General features: G+C 67.6%; 14 protein-coding genes and 1 pseudogene. 4 read left to right on the forward strand and 11 right to left on the reverse strand.

Annotation, left to right across the window (positions count from 1 at the left end; translation table 11 throughout):
• A pseudogene (locus ACZYSP_RS33850) lies at positions 1 to 205 on the reverse strand (TorF family putative porin); the annotation flags it as partial.
• Between the two features lie 216 nt (positions 206 to 421).
• On the opposite strand from ACZYSP_RS33850, the gene ACZYSP_RS33855 reads away from it, so the two are divergent.
• On the forward strand, positions 422 to 1,972 hold the full coding sequence (locus ACZYSP_RS33855) for a YifB family Mg chelatase-like AAA ATPase (RefSeq protein WP_489018947.1): 1,551 nt from the start codon (positions 422 to 424) through the stop codon (positions 1,970 to 1,972).
• Positions 1,973 to 2,002: 30 nt separating this feature from the next.
• On the opposite strand, the gene ACZYSP_RS33860 is transcribed toward ACZYSP_RS33855, so the two are convergent.
• The 6 genes from ACZYSP_RS33860 to tssJ all read right to left on the reverse strand — a co-directional run bounded on the left by ACZYSP_RS33860 (position 2,003) and on the right by tssJ (position 11,947).
• Entirely contained in the window at positions 2,003 to 4,042 is a 2,040-nt protein-coding gene (locus tag ACZYSP_RS33860; RefSeq protein ID WP_489018949.1) for a serine/threonine-protein kinase, read from the reverse strand.
• Between the two features lie 52 nt (positions 4,043 to 4,094).
• Positions 4,095 to 4,808, reverse strand: coding sequence for a type VI secretion system-associated protein TagF (tagF, locus tag ACZYSP_RS33865; protein ID WP_093058945.1), 714 nt, complete (start codon positions 4,806 to 4,808; stop codon positions 4,095 to 4,097).
• Position 4,809: 1 nt separating this feature from the next.
• The gene (gene tssM, locus ACZYSP_RS33870; RefSeq protein WP_489018951.1) at positions 4,810 to 8,469 is read right to left on the reverse strand and encodes a type VI secretion system membrane subunit TssM; all 3,660 of its coding nucleotides are present in this window, start codon (positions 8,467 to 8,469) and stop codon (positions 4,810 to 4,812) included.
• Positions 8,469 to 9,869: a DotU family type VI secretion system protein gene (locus tag ACZYSP_RS33875; RefSeq protein ID WP_489018953.1), complete on the reverse strand. Its 1,401-nt coding sequence runs from the start codon at positions 9,867 to 9,869 to the stop codon at positions 8,469 to 8,471. Before ACZYSP_RS33875 ends, tssM begins: the two co-directional genes overlap by 1 nt.
• A gap of 8 nt (positions 9,870 to 9,877) precedes the next feature.
• A complete protein-coding gene (gene tssK, locus ACZYSP_RS33880; protein ID WP_093058948.1) occupies positions 9,878 to 11,257 on the reverse strand; it encodes a type VI secretion system baseplate subunit TssK in 1,380 nt (459 codons plus the stop codon).
• A 171-nt stretch (positions 11,258 to 11,428) separates the two neighbouring features.
• Positions 11,429 to 11,947 (reverse strand): type VI secretion system lipoprotein TssJ, encoded by a 519-nt coding sequence (tssJ, locus tag ACZYSP_RS33885; protein WP_093058949.1) that lies wholly within the window; start codon positions 11,945 to 11,947, stop codon positions 11,429 to 11,431.
• A 150-nt stretch (positions 11,948 to 12,097) separates the two neighbouring features.
• Between tssJ and ACZYSP_RS33890 the strand changes: the two genes are divergently transcribed.
• The 3 genes from ACZYSP_RS33890 to ACZYSP_RS33900 are packed head-to-tail and all read left to right on the forward strand — an operon-like array spanning position 12,098 to position 15,282.
• The gene (locus tag ACZYSP_RS33890) at positions 12,098 to 12,484 is read left to right on the forward strand and encodes a TssQ family T6SS-associated lipoprotein (protein ID WP_256217027.1); all 387 of its coding nucleotides are present in this window, start codon (positions 12,098 to 12,100) and stop codon (positions 12,482 to 12,484) included.
• Positions 12,485 to 12,542: 58 nt separating this feature from the next.
• A complete protein-coding gene (gene tagH / locus ACZYSP_RS33895) occupies positions 12,543 to 14,498 on the forward strand; it encodes a type VI secretion system-associated FHA domain protein TagH (protein ID WP_093082811.1) in 1,956 nt (651 codons plus the stop codon).
• Entirely contained in the window at positions 14,491 to 15,282 is a 792-nt protein-coding gene (locus ACZYSP_RS33900; RefSeq protein WP_093082813.1) for a PP2C family protein-serine/threonine phosphatase, read from the forward strand. The genes tagH and ACZYSP_RS33900 overlap by 8 nt, the downstream gene beginning before the upstream one ends.
• Positions 15,283 to 15,294: 12 nt before the next feature.
• Here ACZYSP_RS33900 and ACZYSP_RS33905 read toward each other — a convergent pair whose 3' ends face one another.
• The 4 genes from ACZYSP_RS33905 to ACZYSP_RS33920 are packed head-to-tail and all read right to left on the reverse strand — an operon-like array spanning position 15,295 to position 20,146.
• Positions 15,295 to 15,675, reverse strand: a complete 381-nt coding sequence (locus tag ACZYSP_RS33905; protein ID WP_093058952.1) for a DUF4150 domain-containing protein — start codon at positions 15,673 to 15,675, stop codon at positions 15,295 to 15,297.
• A gap of 15 nt (positions 15,676 to 15,690) precedes the next feature.
• Positions 15,691 to 16,335, reverse strand: coding sequence for a DUF3540 domain-containing protein (locus ACZYSP_RS33910; protein WP_489018957.1), 645 nt, complete (start codon positions 16,333 to 16,335; stop codon positions 15,691 to 15,693).
• Between the two features lie 53 nt (positions 16,336 to 16,388).
• Complete coding sequence (locus ACZYSP_RS33915) at positions 16,389 to 17,438, reverse strand: pentapeptide repeat-containing protein (protein ID WP_093082818.1); 1,050 nt, start codon at positions 17,436 to 17,438, stop codon at positions 16,389 to 16,391.
• Positions 17,435 to 20,146, reverse strand: coding sequence for a DUF2169 family type VI secretion system accessory protein (locus ACZYSP_RS33920; protein ID WP_093082820.1), 2,712 nt, complete (start codon positions 20,144 to 20,146; stop codon positions 17,435 to 17,437). The genes ACZYSP_RS33915 and ACZYSP_RS33920 overlap by 4 nt, the downstream gene beginning before the upstream one ends.
• Positions 20,147 to 20,159 lie beyond the last annotated feature (13 nt).

Here is a 20,159-nt window from a genome sequence, read left to right on the forward strand (position 1 = left end):
AGTCGTTCTTGCCGATCATGTCCTGGTCCTGGCCACGGAACTTGTAGTTCGTGGTGATGGACACGTTGCCCGTGAGATTCGGGGCGGGAGCGGCTGCCGGTGCTGCTGCGGCATCCGTCGTTGCTGTTTGCGCCAGGGCTGCGCCCGAAGCGGTCAATGCAGCGGCCAGAACGATCAGCGCCTGGGCGGCGGTACGGTGCGTCATCAGGGAACTCCTCGCAAGTGTGTTGTTGGACCTGTGAGGCTCAAAGCAGGGAGCGTGCCAAACTGCACAAATACCGGTCATAACCACCCCCGCCCCCGCATTGGTTGAGAGCCAAATCGTTACAACGTCTGTTGCGAGTGGTTGCAGATATCCGGTGCGCCGCACCACCGCGGACATGTCGAAGATAGGCGCACCATCTTGGGGAGAGGGAGAAGAATGGGGTTGTCTTTGGTGCAGAGCCGCGCCTTGCTGGGCCTGGAAGCGGCCAGTGTCACTGTCGAGGTGCATCTGGCGAACGGTTTACCCAGCTTCACGCTGGTCGGGCTGGTGGAAACCGAGGTCAAGGAGGCGCGCGAACGGGTGCGTTCGGCGCTCCAGAACGCGGGGCTGGAGTTTCCGAACAACAAGCGCATCACGGTGAACCTTGCGCCGGCCGACCTGCCGAAGGACTCCGGGCGCTTCGATTTGCCCATTGCGCTGGGCATCCTCGCGGCCAGCGGGCAGATCGACAACGCCCGGCTCGCCGGCCACGAGTTCGCCGGGGAGCTGTCGCTGTCGGGCGAGCTGCGGCCCGTTCGTGGTGCGCTGGCCATGGCACTGGCGCTGCACACGCGCGGCGTTGCCACGCGGCTGGTGCTGCCCCTGGAGAGTGCACAGGAGGCCGCACTGGTGCCGGGCGGCGAGGTGTATGGCGCGAAGCACCTGCTCGATGTGGTGCGCCAGTTCATCGCCGAAGGCAGCGATGCCGCATCGCAGCTGCCCGAATCGCCAGACGACAGTGGCTGGGCGCGCGTCCAGGCCGCGCCCGGCGCGATTCCGCCGCAGTACGCGGACCTGTCTGAAGTGAAGGGGCACGCCGGCGCCAAGCGCGCGCTCGAAATCGCGGCGGCCGGCGGCCACAGCCTGCTGATGGTCGGCGAGCCGGGTTCGGGCAAGTCGATGCTCGCGCAGCGCTTCGCGGGCCTGCTTCCGGCGATGCACATCGACGAGGCACTGGAAAGCGCGGCCGTGGCCAGCCTGGGCGGGCGCTTTGCGACCGAGCGGTGGATGAGCCGGCCGACGTGCTCACCGCATCACACATCGAGCGCGGTGGCGCTGGTCGGCGGGTGCTCTCCACCCCGGCCCGGAGAAATCTCGCGGGCGCACCACGGAGTGCTCTTTCTCGACGAATTTCCCGAGTTCGCCCGCTCGGCACTGGAGGCGCTGCGCGAGCCACTGGAGACCGGCACCATCACCATCGCCCGGGCCGCGCGGCGCGCCGAATTCCCGGCGCGCTTTCAGCTGATTGCCGCCATGAACCCCTGCCCTTGCGGCTACCTGGGCTCTTCGTCGAGACCCTGCCGCTGCACGCCGGACCAGGTCTCGCGCTACCAGGGCAAGCTCAGCGGCCCGCTGCTGGACCGCATCGACCTGCACATCGAAGTGCCAGCGGTGTCGGCGCAGCTGCTGCTCGAAGCGCCGCCCGGTGAATCGACCGACAGCATCCGCACCCGCGTGGTCGATGCGCGCGAGCGTGCGATACGGCGGCAAGGCCACGCCAACCAGTCGCTGCAAGGCGCTGCCATCGACCGGCATGCCGTGCTCGACGACGCGGCGCGCAAGTTCATGTTCAACGCGGCGAACAAGCTCGGCTGGTCGGCGCGCAGCACGCACCGCGCGCTCAAGGTGGCGCGCACGATCGCCGATCTCGCGGGGGCGGATGCGGTGCAAGCGGCGCACGTGGCGGAGGCGGTGCAGTACCGCAGGGCACTGCGCGGCGCCAAATGAACGCGGGAGCCAGCCGCGGCGCAGACCGTACTACTTGAACTCGTGGCTCACCACAGGCGCCGACTTGCTGTCCTGCACCGTCACGCGCTGCCGGAACACTTCTAGGTCGCCGTTGCGCACTTCGATGTTGTAGATGCCCGGGCGCAGCGACAGCGACTTGAGCGGCGGGCTCACGCCGCGGTCCGCGCCGTCGACGAACACCTGGCCCCAGGGGCGGACGTTGAACAGCACCCGGCCCATGCCGGGCGAGGCCGCAGGCGTGGCGGGAGCGGCAGCAGGTGCGCCCGGCGTGCCGGCGGGTGTGGCACCCGCCACGGTCGTCGTCGTGGTCCCAGGCGGCAACGTGCCGGGCGCGACGGGCACTGACGGCGGCGAGAGCCGGTTGATTTCGGCGATTGCATTGCGCGCCTCGCGCGCATGCACGCCGCGGCGGTAGCGGCGCAGGTAAGCCTCGTAGCCTTCGCGCGTGTTCTCGGTCTGCGCGAGGTTCCAGTCTTCGGCTTCGGCGGTGGCCAGCGCGGATTCGGGCGGCGCGGCCGGTGGGCCGACCGGCACGTTCTCCAGCGGTGTCAGCGGCGCCGTGGCCGTAGCGGCGGGCGCACTGGCCGGTGCGGCGGGCAGCGGCGCTGCTGCACTACCGGCGGCCGCAGGCGTTCCAGGCGCGGCCGGCACGCCATCGGTGGTGGTGGCCGGTGGCATTGCCGCCGGCGGCGCGGTGTTGCTCGACATCGGCGCAGCCGGAGGCGGCACCGGCACCATCGCGGTCTTGGTCTCCTGCGGCTGCATGCCCGAGGTCAGGCGCAGGCCGATCCAGCTGCCCACGGCCACTAGCGCGATCAGCAGCGCGCCCACCATGCCCCACGGCGGGCGCTTGAGCTTGTTCTTCTGCGCGGTTGGTGCTGCGGCTTTGTGCCCTTGCGCCTTGCTGCGGTCCTGCGGTGCGACGCGCGGTGCGGGCGCCGGCACTGGTGTAGGCGCGGCCCTCGGCTGCTCCGGCGCTGCCACCGGCATCGGCTCCAACGGCACCGGTGCCGACATCGGCGAGAACTGCTGCGGCACCAGCGGCGGAGGTGGCGGCGTCGCCGAAACGGGCGCCGCGGGAATGATCACCGTCGGGGCGCTCATGCCGCTCACGTAGATGTCGCCGAGCTTCACAAGCCCCAGCTCGGCCGCGAAGGCAGCCACGGTCTGCGTGCGGTCCTTGCTGTGCACGGCCAGCGTGTGGTCGACCGCTGCGCAGAAGCTCGGGCTCAGGTCGTCGCGGCCCATCGACGACAGGGGCACGTAGGCGTCCTGCACGCTGCGCACCACGGCCGAAGGCGGCGGATGGCCCGTGACCGCGCGGTACAGCACTGCCCCCAGCGCATACATGTCGGTCCACGCGCCCTGCAGCAGCGTGTTGTCGTCGGCGTACTGCTCGATGGGCGAGTAGCCCGACTTCACCATCACCGCCACTTCGTCGACGAGGTCGGCGATCGACTTGCGCGCCGCGCCGAAGTCGAGCAGCACCGGCAGGTCGTCCTGCTGGATGAAGATGTTGTCGGGCGCGATGTCGCGGTGGAAGCACTGGCTGCGGTGCAGCGTCTCCAGCGCACCCAGCAGCGGCCCCAGCATGCCGAGCAGCCAGGGCTCGGTGATCCTGCCCGGCTCGTCCTCGGCCAGGCGGCGCAGCGTGCGGCCCTTGTAGAGCTGGATCGCCATGTAGGCGGTGGAGTTGGCCTCCCAGAAGCGATGTACGCGCACCAGCGCCGGGTGGCTGAACTGCGCCAGCGTGCGCGCCTCGTTGATGAAGCTGCGCAGGCCCGCCTGGAAGGTGGCCGTGAGCCGCTCGGAGCGCACGTGCACGCTGTTGTCGCCCACGCGGCGCGCGAGCATCGAGGGCATGTATTCCTTGATGGCCACCTCGCGCTGCAGCGAGTGGTCGTAGGCGCGGTAGACGATGCCGAAGCCGCCTTCGCCGATCACCTCCAGCAGCTCGAATTCGGCCAGCCGGTGGTTCACGCCCAGCGGGTGCGGCCGTTCGTCATCCGTCTCGGCCGGCGGGCTTCCGATGCCGTGCGTCGTCGTCATGCTTCTCCTCCTGCGGGACTGCTGTGGCCCCTATGGCCGGTCTGGCTCTTCTTCATGCCCATGGCACATGCCCCTGCGAAAACAACTTGGAAAACAGCGGTGTGTTGAGGCCGCCGCCATGGGCAGCGGTCCGCAACGGCGATCCGTCGGCTTGATTGGTCCACCAGTAGCTGGTGCTCCCGAAAGGGTCGAAGCACAGTGGAAGCTCTGGCCAGCCCAGGGGCTGCTGGGCACTCGCGCCACCGGCTGTAGGCCCGAGGATCGAGAGGATGTCGTCCGAGCCGCCGCTGGCGGTCTGGAAGCCGGCACGGCCCGCGGCCAGCACCTGGCTGTCGAACTGGTCGGGCGCCACGCCGTGGCGGATGGCCTGCAGCAGCGCGGTGCCGCACTGCCGGTACCACGCGGCCGAGCCTTCGAGCACCGATGGGCGGTAGTTCTGCGCGGCCACCTGCAGCGTGATGCACACGGGGTAGTAGCGACCCACGCGGTCGCAGCTCGGCGCAATGCAGCCGAACTGCACGGCGTCCACGCCCTGCGTGGCGGGGATCGCGAAGTTCCATACCGGCGCAACGGCGTAGTGCCGCGTCATCGCGTCAGGCCAGCGCTTGAAGCTGCCCAGGCCGTTCTGCATCCAGCGGTCCCACCACGCCTGCAACTCGCGCGGCATGCGGCGGTAGAGAAAGTCGCCGGCTGCCGGCAGCTTGCCGTACCAGCCGATCTGTTCGTCGACTGGCACCCAGGCCTGAGGAGGAATGCTGCTGTTCATTTCAGGATTTCCCCGGGCAGGAGAAGCCGTTCATCTGCGGCAGGCGCAGCGGGTTGTAGACGCTGTTGGCCGTCACCGCGAGCACGACCTTCTTGCCCTGCAGGTCGAAGCTGGCGTTGAACGATTCGGGCGAGCTGCCCGCGGAGATCGAGGCCTTGTCGAACAACCGGTGCAGCGCCCACGGCCCTTCGGTCACGATACCGCCGGCCGGCGTGCCGTTGGCGGTGGTCACCTGCAGGCGCACCTGGTTGCTGTTGCGCGGGCCGGGCCACTTGATGGTGCTGGGCGCCTGCGGACCGTGCGCGTAGCGCACCGTCTGCCCGTCGACGTCGAGCGTGAACTGCGTGAGCGCCGCGTCCATGTCCTCGGGCCGGATGTCGATGGTGAACGAGGGCGTGCGTCCGCCCGCCATGCCCGAGAAGAACACGTCGCGGATGGCCTGCGCCTTCTGGAACGAATCGAGGTACGCCGAGCGGCCGGCCGCGCTGCCGTCCACGCCGCGCTTGAAGGCCCACGGGTTGACCGAGGTGTCGACCTGCGTGACGAGGTTCTTCTGGAAGAAGTCGTCCATCATCCCGCCCGGCGCGAACAGTTGCGCGAAGTCGCCCGAGGCCACGTCGCGGTTCGATCCACGCGTGAACGGATAGCGCCCCGCGATCGCCTGGTTGCAGAACGAGCCGATGCTCGCCGCCGCGCTCTGCCCGATGTTCTGCCGCGTTACCGCCGCCGCCTTCGACGACGCAGTGGCCGACAGGTCGTTCAGCATGCCCTGGAACGGCACCGGCAGGCGCCCGGCCTCGGCCTGCACCTTGGTGACCGAATCGCTGGTCGGCGGAATGTTGCCGCTGCGCAGCGCGGTGTCGGTGGCGGTGAGGTAGTTGTAGAGTTCGTTGATGAGCGCGGCCGTCGCGTCGATGGGGGCCTGCCCGCCCTGCTTGGGCGCGGTCACCATGCGGCGCAGCGGCTCGAAGTGGTTGTCCACCAGCGACTCGGGGCGGTCTACCCGCGTGTTGCGGCGCTGGCTGCCGTCGGGCTGGCCGATGAGCTGTTCGATGCGCTCGCGCGTGCTCTGCACGCGGTTCTGCGCCTGGTCGAGCAGGCTGCGCGCGGCCTCGTCGTGGTTGCGCAGCAGGTCGGTCTCGCGCGCCGCGCCGCGGATGAGCCGCGACATCGGCGACTCCGCGGTCGAGAGCACGCGCGTCATCTGGATGCTCTGCAGCAGCGAGCGGCTGTCGGCCAGGCGGATGTCGACGAGGTAGTCGTCCCACACCTTGATGTAGTCGGTGAGGTAGAGCCGGCGCACTTCGCGCAGCAGCAACTCGCGCGAGGTGATGTCGGTGATGCCGGGCGCGCGGATCTGCAGCACCCAGCGGTCTTCCTGCTCGAGCGACAGCGTGGTCTCGGCGATGCGCTTGTCGAAGATGTCCCAGTAGCCGCGGTAGGTGAACAGCGTGGGAATGCCGTCGGTCAGCGGCTTGCCGCTCGCACGGCGGATGACCAGCGCCGATTCGGCCCCGCCCGCCTCGGCGATGGTGAAGGCATTGGGCTGGCTGGTCTGCAGCAGGATGCGGCGCAGCCGCGCATACGAGCGCTGCGCCAGCGGCACGCCGGCCAGGCGCTCGCGCGTCTGCGTGATGAGCCGGTCGTCCTTTGCGAACGGCGAGGTCAGCACGCGGCCCACGAACAGCGCTTTCAGGTGCGACTCGAGGTTCGCACGCTGCTCGCGCGTGAGCGAGGCGCCGATCTTGCGGTCCACGTCGGCGAGCAGCCAGGCCTGCAGGAAGTCGGCGTCGTAGCGCTCTGCGTCATACAGCATGAGATACGCCTTGAGCGCCTCGTAGCTGTATTCGGCGTCGATCTTCGCGGCGTCGCGCAGCGACTGCTCGACGCGCTGCGCGGCCTGCGGCAGCAGCACCGTCTCCAGCGCGCGCTGGTACACGCCATCAGTTGCGGCCTGCAGCTTCTCGCCCTGGTAGAGGCCGAAGCGGTAGGACGTGGGCGGATCGCCGATGTCGAAGTGGCTGGACTTCGGTAGGTCGCGCAGCTTGTCGAGGATAAGCAGCGAGCTGGCGATGTCGCCACTCGAATCGACCACCGTGGGTAGCTCGCCGCGCGCGGCTGCCTTGTTGAAGGCCTTGGCGTTTGTGTCGACCTCGGCCACGTAGTCTTTGTTGTTGCGCCAGCTATTTACGCAGGCACCCAGGAACAGCACCAGCAGCACGCCGATGGCGCTGTAGCCCGCGATGTCGATGGCCCGCTTGCGCCGGTACCAGCGCAGGTTGGTGCCGGCCACGCCAGCGTCGCGGAAGATCACCTCCTGCAGCAGTTCTTTCAGGAAGTAGCTCTTGCCCGGGCCCGGCGGCGGCGCCGGCGGCGCGTTGACCTGCAGGTAGCGCTTGATGGCGCCCATCACGCGGTCGAAGGCCGTGCCTTCCTGCGTGCCGCTGGTGAAGTACACACCGCGCAGCATCGACGCGGCCTCGAACTTCGACGGGTTGAACACGTCGGCCAGGAAGGTGCCGAGGATGTCCTCGAAGCTCGCGAACTGCTGCGGCAGCAGGTAGGCCTGCGCGCGGCGCATCGGGTCGGACTCGGCCGCCAGCAGCTCGGGCAGGCGCTCGTCCAGGCGCTGGTGCAGCAGCTTGTATTCCTGGTGGAAGCGCTCACGCAGGTCGCCGCTGCCCACGGGTGCCGCGCCCTTGCCGGCCTTGTTCGCCGGGTTGCCCTGGATCGGGAAGGTGAAGCCCCACACCTGTTGCCGCTCAGCTCGGCCCAGCGAGCCGAAGTACTCGTTGAAGCCGGCCAGCAGGTCGGTCTTGGTGACCAGCACGTACACCGGGAAGTCGATGCCCAGGTCGTTGCGCAGCTCCAGCAGCCGCTTGCGCAGCGCCATCGCATGGCGCGCGCGCTGGGCGTCGTCGGCCAGCGGCAGGTCGGCAATGCTGATTGTGAGGATCGCGCCGTTGATCGGCTGGCGCGGACGGAACTTCTTCAGCAGATCGATGAAACCCTTCCACTCGCCCTCGTCGGTCTCGCGGTTGCTCTCGTGCGTGGTGTAGCGGCCCGCGGTGTCGATCAGCACCGCCTCGTTGGTGAACCACCAGTCGCAGTTGCGCGTGCCGCCGATGCCGCGCACCGCGGCCTTGCCGAGCTGGTCGGCCAGCGGAAAGTCGAGGTCGGAATTCACCAGCGCTGTGGTCTTGCCCGAGCCCGGCGCGCCGATGAAGATGTACCAGGGCAGCTGGTACAGGTACTGCCGGTCGAACAGCGAGAAGCGCCCACCGGACTTGCCGTCGGCCCCTTCGCCGAAGCGCATGTTCTTCAGGATGGCCGTGGCATCGGTGAAGCCGCTTTGCAGCTCCTTGATCTCGGGCGCGTCCTCGGGCTTGGCTTCCTTCTCTTTCTTGGAAGGGGTACGCAGCTGGTTGAGCAGCTGCGCATTGAGCCGGCGCTCGCGCCACTTGCGGTAGATGACGCGCGCGATCCAGATCGCGAACATCAGCGCGATGACCACGATGCGCACGATCTCGTCTTCGAGCGGGCGGTAGCGGCCCACCGCGATGGCCGGGCCGATGATCCAGATCAGGAAAGCGAGCGCGACTAGGCCCAGGAAGACCCACAGATCGCGGCTGATGAGAAAACGGAAGATGGCGCGCAGCATCAGCGGGTGCCTCCGGGCTGCGGTGCTGCTGGAGCGGCAAGTGGCGCAGAGTTGGCGGGCACGCCGGCCACGGGCGCCACCAGCAGCGTCACCTCGACGCGCCGGTTGCGCGCGCGGTTGGCCGGGGAGTCGTTGGGCACGAGCGGGTCGGCATCGCCGCGGCCTTCGGCTCGCAGGCGTTCGGGGCGCGCAAGGCGCGTGGCGATCATTTTCTTCACCGCGTCGGCGCGGGCCTGCGAGAGTTGCCAGTTGGAGGGAAAGCGCACGCTGCGGATCGGCTGGTCGTCACTGAAGCCGCTGACCAGCACGTTGCCGTCCACGGCGTTGAGCGCATCGGCCACGCGCGCGAGCACCGGCGCATAGCGGTCGAGCACGCGGTCGGAGCCCGAGGCGAACAGGCCGTCGCCGCGCAGCACCACCACGCTGCGGTCGGCCTCGTCGCGCACGGTCAGCAGGCCGTCGCGGATCTCTGGCTCGAGAAAGCGCTGCAGGCGCGGCGTTGGCGCTGGCATGACCACGGCGCGCGTGGTCTGCGGCAGACGTACCGCGTTGACGGCCGCGAAAGCACCGTCGGAATGGCCAGCGAGGTTGAAGGTGAGCAGCGCGAACACGACGAGCAGCAGCACCGCCGCCACCGCGCCCACCGCCCACACGGGCAGCCAGTTGCGCGTGCGGCGCACGGGCGCACTCGCGTCCTGCCAGTGCGGCGACAGCGGCACGGCGATTTCGCCGCGCGTCTGCCGGATGATCTGCAGCAGCCGCTGCTTGAGAGTTTCGAGCTGCGTGCGGCCGTTGTCGATGACGCGAAAGCGCCCCTCGAAACCCATGGCCAGGCAGAAGTAGATGAGCTCGATCAGGTGCAGGTGCTGCTGCGGGTTCTGCACCAGGCGCGACAGTAGCTGGAAGAACTTCTCGCCGCCCCAGGTCTCGTTGTGGAACATCACGAGCAGGCTCTGCGACGACCAGATGCTGCCGCCCCACGGCGTGAGCGCCGCGGCCTCGTCGACTGCCGTGCACAGGCAGTAGCGCGCGCCGATGATCACCTCGGGCGAAATACCCGCCTGCTGCGCGCGCGTTTCGAAGCGGCGCACTTCATCGACAAGGTGCTCGCGCAGCTGCGCCGGCGCGGGATGGTGGCCGGTGGCGCGGATCTGCGGAATCAGGTCGAGCAGCGGATTGGCGGCCGCCACCAGCGGGTTGTTGCCCGCGAGCGCCGTGTCGCCCGCATGCGGGCGCCGCGCGTCGTGCCATGCGGTGAAGGACTCGGGCTGCGCGCCAAGGCCGCTACCACCACGCGAGGCATTCGGCATGCCGCCTGCGTCGCCCATTGCATTGCCGCCGCCGGGATTCGGCGGCACGAAGCCTCCCGGACCGACGGCCATGTCGTTGACACCGTTCATAGAGTCCCTCACGGACGGATGGCCCAGAACTCCATGGCCAGCCCGGGAAAGTCACCGGCCAGGTGCATCGCCACGCCGCCCGATTTTTCGAGCTGGCGCCACATGTCGCCGCTCTTGTCGAGTTCGAAATAGTGGTAGCCCGCGTTGTACGGAATCTGCCGCGGCGCCACCGGCAGCGGCCGCACCACCACCCCCGGCAGTTGCAGTTGCACGAGGTCGCGGATGCGCTCGACCGAGCCGATCTTCACCTGCGTGGGGAAGCGCTGCTGAATTGCATCGGCCGGCAGGTCGGCATGCACCGCGAGCACGAAGCCCGCGTTGCGCACCAGCACCGGGTCGGGCATGCGGCCCACGCGCACGCCGTGGCTGCGCTCTTCGAGTTCGATGGCGATCGCGCTCTGCTCGAGCACGGCCGACAGCGAACGCCGCAGCTCCTCAAGCAGCGGGCGGATGCACTCGTTGAGGTTGTCGTGGTCGTATATCGGCCACAGCACCGGACGGCGCGTGGGCGATGTGTGCGTGGCCAGATGGCAGGCCAGCTTGAGCCAGTCGACGAACAGGTTTTCTGGGTGCACCTGCACCGCCTGCTGCGAATGCCACGTGAGCGCAAGGTAGCGGTTGACCAGCTCGAGCAAAAGGAAGTCAGAGACCTCGCTCACCCCGCCGCGACCCGGCTGCGACAGCCGCGAGGCCAATGCCTCGGAGCGCTGCGTGAGCAGGCCGTGCAGCTCCGCGATCATGCTGCGCAGCATTGCGTGCGCAGAAGCGTCGAGCACCGGCGGAATGTAGTTGGCATCGACCACCAGCTTGTGGTCGGTGCGCCGCTCGATCACGCGCACCGCGCCGATGGCTTGCCATTCAGCGGTGAGCGAAGAAGCACGCGCAAGACGCAGGCGCGGCGCGGCGAGCTGCAGCACGGCGGGGCCGAGTGCCACCGCATTGCCGTCGTTCACTTCGCGCTCGATCACGCCGAAGCGCGCGGCCGAACCTTCGTCTTCCGCGAAGATGACCTCTTCGCTGCCGGGCCTGCGCAGCGGCAGCGCGAGCACGATGAGCTCGTCGGTGAGATCGGTCGGCACTTCATAAGGCAGCGGCGCGTCTTCGGCGCCGAACGAGAACGGCGTGCCGTCGGGCATCACCCCCGCGCCTCCGAGCAGCGACACACGGCCCAGCGCATAGGCGTCGCGGTCGATCTCCAGACTCAGCCAACCCCAATAGGCGCCTTGCAGGCCTGCGGTGCGCCGGGTCACGTATTGCTCGACATAGCGTTCCATTTGCTGGAAATGCTGCGGCCGCAGGTACATCCCTTCGGACCACACCACACGATTCGCCAATGCCTGCGGATGGGCGCCATTCTTTGCGGCGCCCGAATTGCGAACTGTCACCAAAAGACCTCCTGGGGAGTGCTCACATCGAAGCGGGAGATGCGCTGAGGAGCGGCCTCCCGGTCCACTTGTTTTGCTCCTGATGCTACACGGCGCGTCTTACGTTTTGCACCGCATTTCGCTCAAGAATTTCTCGCACTTTCGTACTAGCAGGCCAGCACCCCAAGCCGAAAGTTAACGACTTGGTAGCAGCTCTATGCCCGTCTTGCGCACGGCAACGTGCACGGCCTGCTCGCTCGGCGAAAACTGCCACACCTTGTACAGGTTGGTTTGCTTCGGTTCCTTCAACGGCAACACGATGCGCCAGCGCGCGGCCTCGAGTTTGCGATAGCCCGCGATGATGCCGATGGCGCGCGAGTCGAGTCCTGCCTCGCGCTTGAACACGCGCTCTTCGCCGCTGCGCATGATGGCCTGGTCGGCATTCACGAGCTCGGTCATGAGCGTCTCGCGGTCGCGATCCTGTAGTGCAAAGTAGTCTGCGGTTTCGAAGTTACCGGAAGATTTCAGTTCGAAGACCTTCACGAGGATGGGTGCGGCCTGGCCGCGTCCGTCGGGGTTGACGCCATCGTCGATCTTGACTGTGACGGCATAGGGCGTGGGCATGGACTTGGCTGTCGATGCGCATCCGCCGATGAGGCCCGCAAACAACGGTGTGGTGGCAAGTGCGCCTTGTAGCAAGCTTCGTCGATGCATTGAAATCTCCCCGAGGGTTCGCGGCCTATATTATCGAAGTCATGCGCACTTACGATGGCGCATAACGTGCATGTCGCAACACAGCGGCACACTATCTCAAGCATTCCTTTTGCAAGGTAGGAGAGAAGATTGAAGTCATGTCTGCCTGCTTTGGCGTTCGCTCTTTTCGTGGTCGCGGGTTGCACGACCACACCGCCGCCAGAGCCCGCGCCGCAACCCGAACGACTGAGCCAGCAAGTGGCGCGCACCACGCTCGAGAAGGCGCAGCAAGCGTATGACGAAGGCGACTATGCCAAGGCCGTCAGCACGCTCAAGAGCGGCGGCGTGTCGGTATTCGAAGGTGCCGAGCCGGGCACCCGGCTCGATGCGATGAAGCTCGAGGCCTTCAGCTACTGCGTGGCCAACCAGATCGCCGAGTGCCGCAACCAGTTCCGCAAGATCCTCGATGCGTTCCCGACCTTCGAGCTCAACGTGGCGGAGCGCAAGCATCCGGTGTGGGGCCCCGCGTTCGAGGCCGCCAAGCGAATGAAGCGTTGATGAAGAACATCGCGGCGGCCACGGTGCCGCGGCGCGAGACGACGAACACGGAGAAGCCATGCGTTGGACAGTGATCGAACATGCCGGCAGGCCGGTGACCGTGGGCCCCTCGGCATTGCTCGCCGCGCCCGGCGGAACGATCGGACGCAGCCCCGACAATCACCTCGTGCTGCCCGACGAGCAGCGGCAGATCTCGCGCCTGCAGGCCACCGTGCGCTTCGACGAAGACGGCGTGGCGGTACTGCGCAACATGAGTGCGGTGCTGCCGATCAGCGTGAACGGGCACACGCTCGCGCACGAGCAGGAAGCGCGCGTGGCCGATGGCGACCGCGTCGCGATCGGAAGCTATGTGCTGGAGGCCGCGAGCGCGCAGCGCGCGGCGCCCGTAGCGGCTGCGGTTCAGCCACCGCCACCGCCACCTCCTCCCCCGCCGCCGCTGCAATCGATGCAGCCGCCAATGGCCGCGCCGATGTCGGCGAGCCCCATCGACGCACTGCTGCCGTCCTCCGGCGCATCCGACGTGTTCTCCGATCTGTTCGGCGAAGGCGCACTGCCTATCGGCGACACGCAACCCACGGCGGCGATGCCACCGCCGCGGCAGGCAACGCCCGTGCCGCCACCGATGCAGCCGCCCGCGTTCGCTCCGGCGCCGCGCGAGTCCTTCGCTGCCCCTTTGCAGCCGTCCGCGCCACCGCCGGCGCCGCAACCCAAGGTGAGCCCGACCCTCGCCTCGTCGCAGATCCCTTCTGCGGCTGACTGGGACGCCATCCTCGCCAACGCACCGCGCCGCGTCGACAGCACGCCCGCGCCGATGCCCGACCCGATGGCGCACGAGCCCTTCGAGTTGCCGTCGCAGGCGCGCCGCAACCCGGTCGATCCGCTCGCGGAACTGAACCCCGACGCGGCCAACGACATGTCGGACATGGCGCTCAAGCGCGGTGTCGATCCGCTTTCTTTCTTCGCAGCCGACGAGAGCGCGCACTCGCCGCTGACCGATCCGCGCCCCACCGCGCTGACGCATACCGACCCGATGCTGCCGGGCGACACGCACCCCGCGCTCGACCTGTTGCAGAACAACAGGCCGGCCGTGCAGGGGTACAGCCATTCGAACCATACGCGGGAAGTGGCGGCTCAGTTCCGTCCGCCGACTCCGGTGGCGATGCCGGTGCCAGCACCTGCGCCGGCCCCCGTGCCCGCCGTCGAACCTGTGAAGGTAGAGGCGCCACCGCCGCCACCGCCGCCTGCGCCCGCTCCGCCGCCACCACCTCCGCCGCCGCCTCCTGCACCACCGCCCGTGGTGCAAGAGAGCCCGCCCGAGCCGCCACCTGTCGCAGTGCCGCCCGTAGTTGCTGAACCTGCGGCTACACCCGTCGCAGCAGCAACACAACCCACCGCAGCCCCATCGTCCTCGTCGGAAGCCCTCTTCAAGGCCTTTCTCGAAGGCGCAGGCGTCCCCGAAGTCGCTGGCCAGCAACCGCTCGACATCGAAGCCATGCAGCGCCTGGGCCGCATCATGCGGGCCTTCACCGACGGCACCATCGAGCTGCTGTCCTCGCGCGCCATGCTCAAGCGCGAAGTGCGCGCTGAAATCACGATGATCGTGGACGAGGAGAACAACCCGTTCAAGATCCTGCCCAACGGCCGCGCCGTGCTGATGCAGATGTTCGGCGCGCGCATGCCCGGCTTTTTGCCGCCCGAAGCCGCCGTGCACGACGCGCTCGGCGACCTGCAGTCGCACCAGCTCGGCATGGTCGCCGGCATGCGCGCCGCGCTGCTCACGCTGCTCAAGCGCTTCGACCCCGCCGCGCTGAGCCGCGAGACCCCGCACGACGGCAGCCTGGGCGAGAAGCTGCTGCCCGGCGGTCGCGAGGCGCGCCTGTGGCGAGAGCTCCAGCAGCTGCACACCGAAACGACCGCAGCCGTCGAGGACGACTTCCAGGCCGTCTTCGGCCGTGCCTTCCAGCAGGCCTACGACAAGGAAATGGAACGGCTGAAGGAGGCGCGCCGTGCTTGAAGCCACCCGCTCTTTCGCCGTACCCATCTCGACCTCGCAGTTCTCCTGCGTGGGCGAACGCAGCGGCAACCAGGACGCCATCGGCTACCACCTCGACGAGCGCAACGGCTGCTTCGTAGTGAGCGACGGCGTCGGCGGCAACGCAGGCGGCGAACTGGCCTCGCGCATCGCGGTCGACACCGCCCTCAACACCTTTGTCGACGCCCCTTCGCTGGCCGCCGACAACATCCAGCGCTGCGTGAAGGCGGCCAACGACGCCATTCTTGCGAAGCAGCGCGAGCTCACGGAGCAGAGCCGCATGAGCGCGACCTTCGTGTCGCTGTTCATCGACCGCATCACCAACCAGGCCTGCTGGGCCCACGTGGGCGACAGCCGCCTCTACTGGTTTCGCCGTGGCGCGCTGATGCAGCGCACAGAAGACCACAGCCTGTCGGAGCGCTCGGGCGATGCGGCCGCGAGCCACCAGAACGGCGGCGAGCGCCTGGTGAAGACCAATCTGCTGTACCGCGCACTGGGCGCACGCGCGACGGCTGAAGCCACCATCACGGCGCCACAGCGCCTTGCCGATGGCGACGCCTTCCTGCTGTGCACGGATGGGCTCTGGCAGTTGATCTCGCAGCAGGTGATGGAACGCTCATTGCAGCTGGCCGACAGCGCGGAAGAATGGCTCGCGCTGATTCGCCGCGCAGCCGAATCCAAGGCTGATGAATCGCGCGACAACTACTCGGCGCTGGCCGTGTGGGTGGGCTTTCCGCAGCAGGTGACGCTGGCAGGGCCGGTCTGAATCGACGCGCCCTCAGGGCGCCAGCATCAGCACCTTGAACTGGCTCGGCACGATGCGCATGCCGACGATGTTGCAACGGTTCTGCGTCGTGATGCTGGTGACCCGCGTGGCCGGCGTACCCTTGAGAAGCACGGTGAACGCGCCTGTCACATGACGCGATTGCTGCATGAACGTCTGCGACACAACGCCGCCCAGCGCCCCGGGCTGATCCCCCAGGGTGATTGGCGTGGTCGTAGCCATGTTGTGTGCCGGCATCGCCATGAAAAGGATGTTCCAAGCATTCGGAACAGCCATCGGCCCCATAGCCATGTTCGGGTATGGAATGGGCACCGGCGTCTTGCAGACGTCGGGGAATGCCATGTCCATTCCCATGAGCTGACAATTGGCAAACATCTGGTACCTCCTCGCTTAGCCCATGTGGATCTGAGCCGCATCCACCTTCACCAGCTCCTGGCCGGTGACCATCGTGTGGTGGCCATGAATGCGCACCGTCTCGCTGGCCTTGTAGTCCATGTGGCCCGCACGCACCTGGTCGACTTCATCCGTCAGGCGTAGCGTCTGACGCGCCATCTGCACGATGCGATCGGCCACGGTCTCGAATACCTTGCCGACCAGCCGGACGCTTCCTGCCGCGGCCTGCACGGAGCGCGTCACCAGCCGCAGTTCACCGATGTCACACTCGCCCTCTTCTGCCTTGAGTACGAAGCGCTTGTCCGCGCGAAGCCTGAGCTCCGAAGTACTCGCGATGGTCACCCGGCCGTTGCCGGTAGACGCGAAGGTGACGTCGCCCGCCGCCTCGATGCAGCTTGACGACGCATCGGCCTGCTCGATCACGGCGATCAGGTAGGCTCGCGCGCTGTCGGGACCGGACACCAGCACGGTATCGCCGCTGGCCGGTTTGAGCAGGCAGCTAGCCGCGCGCCGGCAAACCCAGACAGCACCCTGCTCGTCATCGACGCTGATAAGTCCATCCGGCAGCAATGCGGCGACCACCCCTTGGAAGTGAACCGGAGCCGTCAGCAACGAGGCTTTGCGCAGTGAAACGACTGACATGGAGATCTCCTTGTTTCGATGGGTAAACAGTGGAACGGGCAGGCCTGGCGGCATCAGCTCGGCGGACGGATCTCTTGGGCCTTGAACAGCTCCGAATCGTTTTCGATGATGCCACCGCTTCCCGAGAAACGCGCACCTTCGCGCGCGGCCCGATGAAAGCGAGTACGCAAAAAGCGTGCATTGCGCAAATCGGCGCCATGAAGATCGGCATAGGAGAGATCGGCATCGTGCAGATCCGCGTCGCGAAAGCTGGCCCCCCTCGCCCGCGCGCGATGGAACACGCTCAGCGGCAGGCGCGAGCGGCTGAAATCGGTACCTTCGAGTTTGGCGTCGGACCAGATCGACTGATCGAAGACGGCATCGCTGCAATTCGCTCCACGCAGATCGGCCTCCGGGAACATGGCTTGGGCGGCATCCGCTCCACTGAAGTTCGCATGGGTCAGCGTGGCGCCCTTGAAATTGCTCTGGGTCAGCACGGCGCCGCTGAAATCGACGCCTGCCATCGCGCTGTCGGTGAACTGGCAGCGCAGGAAGGCGGTGTGCGGCAGGCGCTGACCTTCGAGATTGCACTCCATCAAGATCGAGCCATCGCATCGGGCCTGAGCGAACTCCACCGTGCGCAGATCCATGCGAAACAACATCAGGTGCAACAGCTGTGCCCCGCGGCAATCGAGCTGATCGACCCTTGATTCGGTGACGACGATCTGATCGCAAATGCTCGGCTTCAGCACGGCATTCCCGAGTTCGCATCTGGCAAAGGCCACGCGTTCCATTTGGGCTTTCCCGAAATCCGCATGAGCCAGCGAAGATTCGAAGAAGTTGGTGTCCTGCATGAACGCGCGGCCGAGTTGCGCAGCCTCCAACCGACACCGAAACACGCGCACGCCTCTCAAGCTGGCCGCCGACAGGTCTGCCCGGTCGAAGTTGCATTGCGTCAGCGAACTGTCGTCGAGGCTGGCGCCACGCAGATTCGTCAGGCTCAGGTCGACGTGCTCCATCTGCGCCCCCGACAAGTCGACGCCGCTGAGGTCCTGACCCGCGAGACTCGCTTTGACCACCGGTTCGCCATGCCGAATCTTGTCCAGAAGTTCTTCGACTGTCATCGAACCGGCTCAGTCCTTCGTGCGGGCAAGGTCTTGGCTCCTTGGGTGTAGGCGCCGATGAAAGTGGTCGAGCCGTCGATGGCGGCCTGCGACACGTCGGCGCGAAACAGATTGGCATCCTGCAGGCTGGCAAAGCGCAGGTCGGCCTTGGAAAGATTGGCGTCGATGAGGTTGGCACCGCGCAACGAGGCTTCGCGAAAGTCCGCGCGAATGAACAGGCTCTCGCCGGCATGCAGTCCCTCGAGCCGCGCGCGCCGCAGGTCGCACTCGGAGAAATCACAGCCTTCGAGGCGCGCCCTCGCGAGATCGGCGCCGACCAATATGGCTCCGCGCAGGCCGCACTGCCTGAGCGAAGCGGCGCAGAACACTGCCTGCACCAGGCTGCAGCCATGGACGAAGGAACAGGTGACGAGGCTGGCCTCGGTGAAGTCGACCCCCTCCCGCGCATCGACGGCGACGAAAGCACAGGCGTTCAGCGAGGCGCGTACGAAGGATGTTTCCTTGAAGCTGCACTCGACCCAGCTCACCTGCTTGAACGCGGCGTCGTCGAAAGCGATGTCTTCCAGTGCCAGCTTCACCATCGCCATTTGCTCCCAGTGCGAGCCGCGCGCATCGCAGCGCGCCCATTCGCTTTCGAACAGATCGGCTTGATTGAACGCGGCCTTCGCCAGCACGCAGGAACGAAAAATGGTCTTGCTGCAACGCGTCTGCACGAAGCTGGCCGCCGTGAAGTTCGCCCCGTCGCATTGCGCGCCGCCCAGATTGACCTCGTCCAGCCGCGCATCGGTGAGCGAAGCCCGGACCAGCCGCGCCCGCGCAAGCACGGCACGTGTGAAGTTGCAGCCATCGAGCCGCGCGTCGCTGAAGTCGACGTCTTCGAGGTTCGCTTCCGTGAAGTCGGCACCGCGCAGATCCAGGCCCGAGAGGTCGGCGCCGACGAAGTTCATGCCTGCGAAACGACGCTCGCCGCTGGCTGCGGCCTCGAGGCGCCGGCGCAGCCGCCTGGAGCGCAGGCTGCTGGCCGGCGGCGCCGGCTCGAGCAGGTGTGCGCCGTAGAGGTGCCCCATGCGCGCGCTGCGCCCGGCCTGCTCGCGCAGCCGCGCGTTTTCGGCGGCCTCGTCGGATGTGAGGGGGGTCCGGCGCTCTCGCGCCGCTTCTTCCTCGAGGCGCGCGAGGTCACGCAGCAGGCGGTCCGGGTCGAATCGGCGCTGCACAGGCTTGCCGGTCCGCGCCTCCACCTCGGTCATGGCCTTGTCGATGCTCGCCTTGATCTCGTCGGACAGCTGGCGCGGTTCCATCTGCGACAGCGGTGGGATATCGACGTCGGGTTGAACGGCAGCGGGCATCCCGCGCGCGACGGCCTGAGCGCGCCCCTCGGCGCCGCGGGCAAGGGCCGACTCGCGCATCTGCTCGAGGGCTCGATCGGCCTTCTCGGCGAAGTCTGGCAGATCGTCCATGGAGGCAGGCGGATGCAAATCCGGTTCGGACAGGGGCGGCAGATACTGCTCGGGATCCAGGCCCTGCTCCAGCAGGCGGGCGCTCAGGCGTTCGTGCTCGCGCTGCCGGCCTGCGCGCAGGTTGCGCGCCAGCGGAAGCGAAGCGATATCGGGCATCTGGTCGCCTGCCCATGGCCCCATGATCGCCTTGGGGACCAGGTCGCTGTCGCGCAGGACCAGCACCGCCTTGGCCGGATCGATGCGCTGCTGCAGCACCTGCTGGTAGTGGGCGAGCGGCCGCGGCTGCCCGCGCAACTCGAGCGCGGGCATGATGTGCTTGACGTCGGCCGCGTCATCCTCTGCGATGGGCGATACACCGTGCCAGACCAGGATGACGCGCTCGGCGTGCGGAAAGAACCAGGCCGTGCTCATGCGCAGCGAAATTTCCGACAGCGCGCCACCGTCTTTCTGGAAGCTGGCGAAGCAGCGCGCCTGCCAATCGGGCAGCTGGCCGCGCATCACCGGCTGCCGGGGGTGCATGTTCCACAGTTCGTAGGCGGCGCCCGGAGGCAATTCGCTCTGGCCAGGTAGGCGCTGGTCGGCAGGTGCGGCATTGAAGTAGCGCCAGTCCATGTCCTCGGCGAAACCCGGGTACTCGTGCTGCAGCCACTGCTGGTCGTAGGCGCGCCCCATCAGCGCGAGCCGCTGCGGCCGGTCGGGGGGTATGGCGCCGAAACCCGCAGGCACGATGCGCCGCCCGGGTACGTCCTGACGCGCGCCGGGCAACTCGACATTGGGAAGCCGGCGCGTCTGTACGCCGTTGATCGTTTCATCGAAGCTGCCGATGCCTTCCGGGTTTTCGGGCTCGCCCGGGCCGCCATAGGCATGCGCCCAATCCAGCCTCAGGCGCTCGAAAGGCTGCGCGGGCGTGGCGCGGCCGTCGAGCCAGTAGCGATCACCGCTCACCAGCAACGACTTGGCCTGGCCATGGAAGACGGCCTGGGCCGCGCACAGTGTCTTGTCCTCCTGATGCGCCGTGTACGCATAGCCGCTGACCAGCCACTCCGGCTCGATCTTGGGCACGCCCATGTCCAGCACGTTGCCGGGCCCTATCTCGTCGGCCGCCAGCTTCCAGAGATCCTGGTCGGGCATCAGCAGGGGCTCGGGCGCCAGGCTGGCCATCGCGAAGACCGAGACGCCCAGGAAGTCTCGCCGCTGCCGTCGGAAGGGCCGGGTGATGATGCTCAGGCGAAAGGGCTTGATGGTCTTCATCGGGGGCAGCGCA

It is taken from the genome of Variovorax sp. F042, assembly GCF_057814215.1.

Excerpts from the sequence above, each read along its gene's own strand:
- ACZYSP_RS33915 (WP_093082818.1), bottom strand. The coding sequence starts at position 17,438 with ATGACAGTCGAAGAACTTCTGGACAAGATTCGGCATGGCGAACCGGTG.
- tssM (WP_489018951.1), bottom strand. The coding sequence starts at position 8,469 with ATGCTGCGCGCCATCTTCCGTTTTCTCATCAGCCGCGATCTGTGGGTC.
- ACZYSP_RS33860 (WP_489018949.1), bottom strand. The coding sequence starts at position 4,042 with ATGACGACGACGCACGGCATCGGAAGCCCGCCGGCCGAGACGGATGAC.
- tagF (WP_093058945.1), bottom strand. The coding sequence starts at position 4,808 with ATGAACAGCAGCATTCCTCCTCAGGCCTGGGTGCCAGTCGACGAACAG.
- tssJ (WP_093058949.1), bottom strand. The coding sequence starts at position 11,947 with ATGCATCGACGAAGCTTGCTACAAGGCGCACTTGCCACCACACCGTTG.
- ACZYSP_RS33910 (WP_489018957.1), bottom strand. The coding sequence starts at position 16,335 with ATGTCAGTCGTTTCACTGCGCAAAGCCTCGTTGCTGACGGCTCCGGTT.
- ACZYSP_RS33855 (WP_489018947.1), top strand. The coding sequence starts at position 422 with ATGGGGTTGTCTTTGGTGCAGAGCCGCGCCTTGCTGGGCCTGGAAGCG.
- tagH (WP_093082811.1), top strand. The coding sequence starts at position 12,543 with ATGCGTTGGACAGTGATCGAACATGCCGGCAGGCCGGTGACCGTGGGC.
- ACZYSP_RS33920 (WP_093082820.1), bottom strand. The coding sequence starts at position 20,146 with ATGAAGACCATCAAGCCCTTTCGCCTGAGCATCATCACCCGGCCCTTC.
- ACZYSP_RS33905 (WP_093058952.1), bottom strand. The coding sequence starts at position 15,675 with ATGTTTGCCAATTGTCAGCTCATGGGAATGGACATGGCATTCCCCGAC.
- ACZYSP_RS33875 (WP_489018953.1), bottom strand. The coding sequence starts at position 9,869 with ATGAACGGTGTCAACGACATGGCCGTCGGTCCGGGAGGCTTCGTGCCG.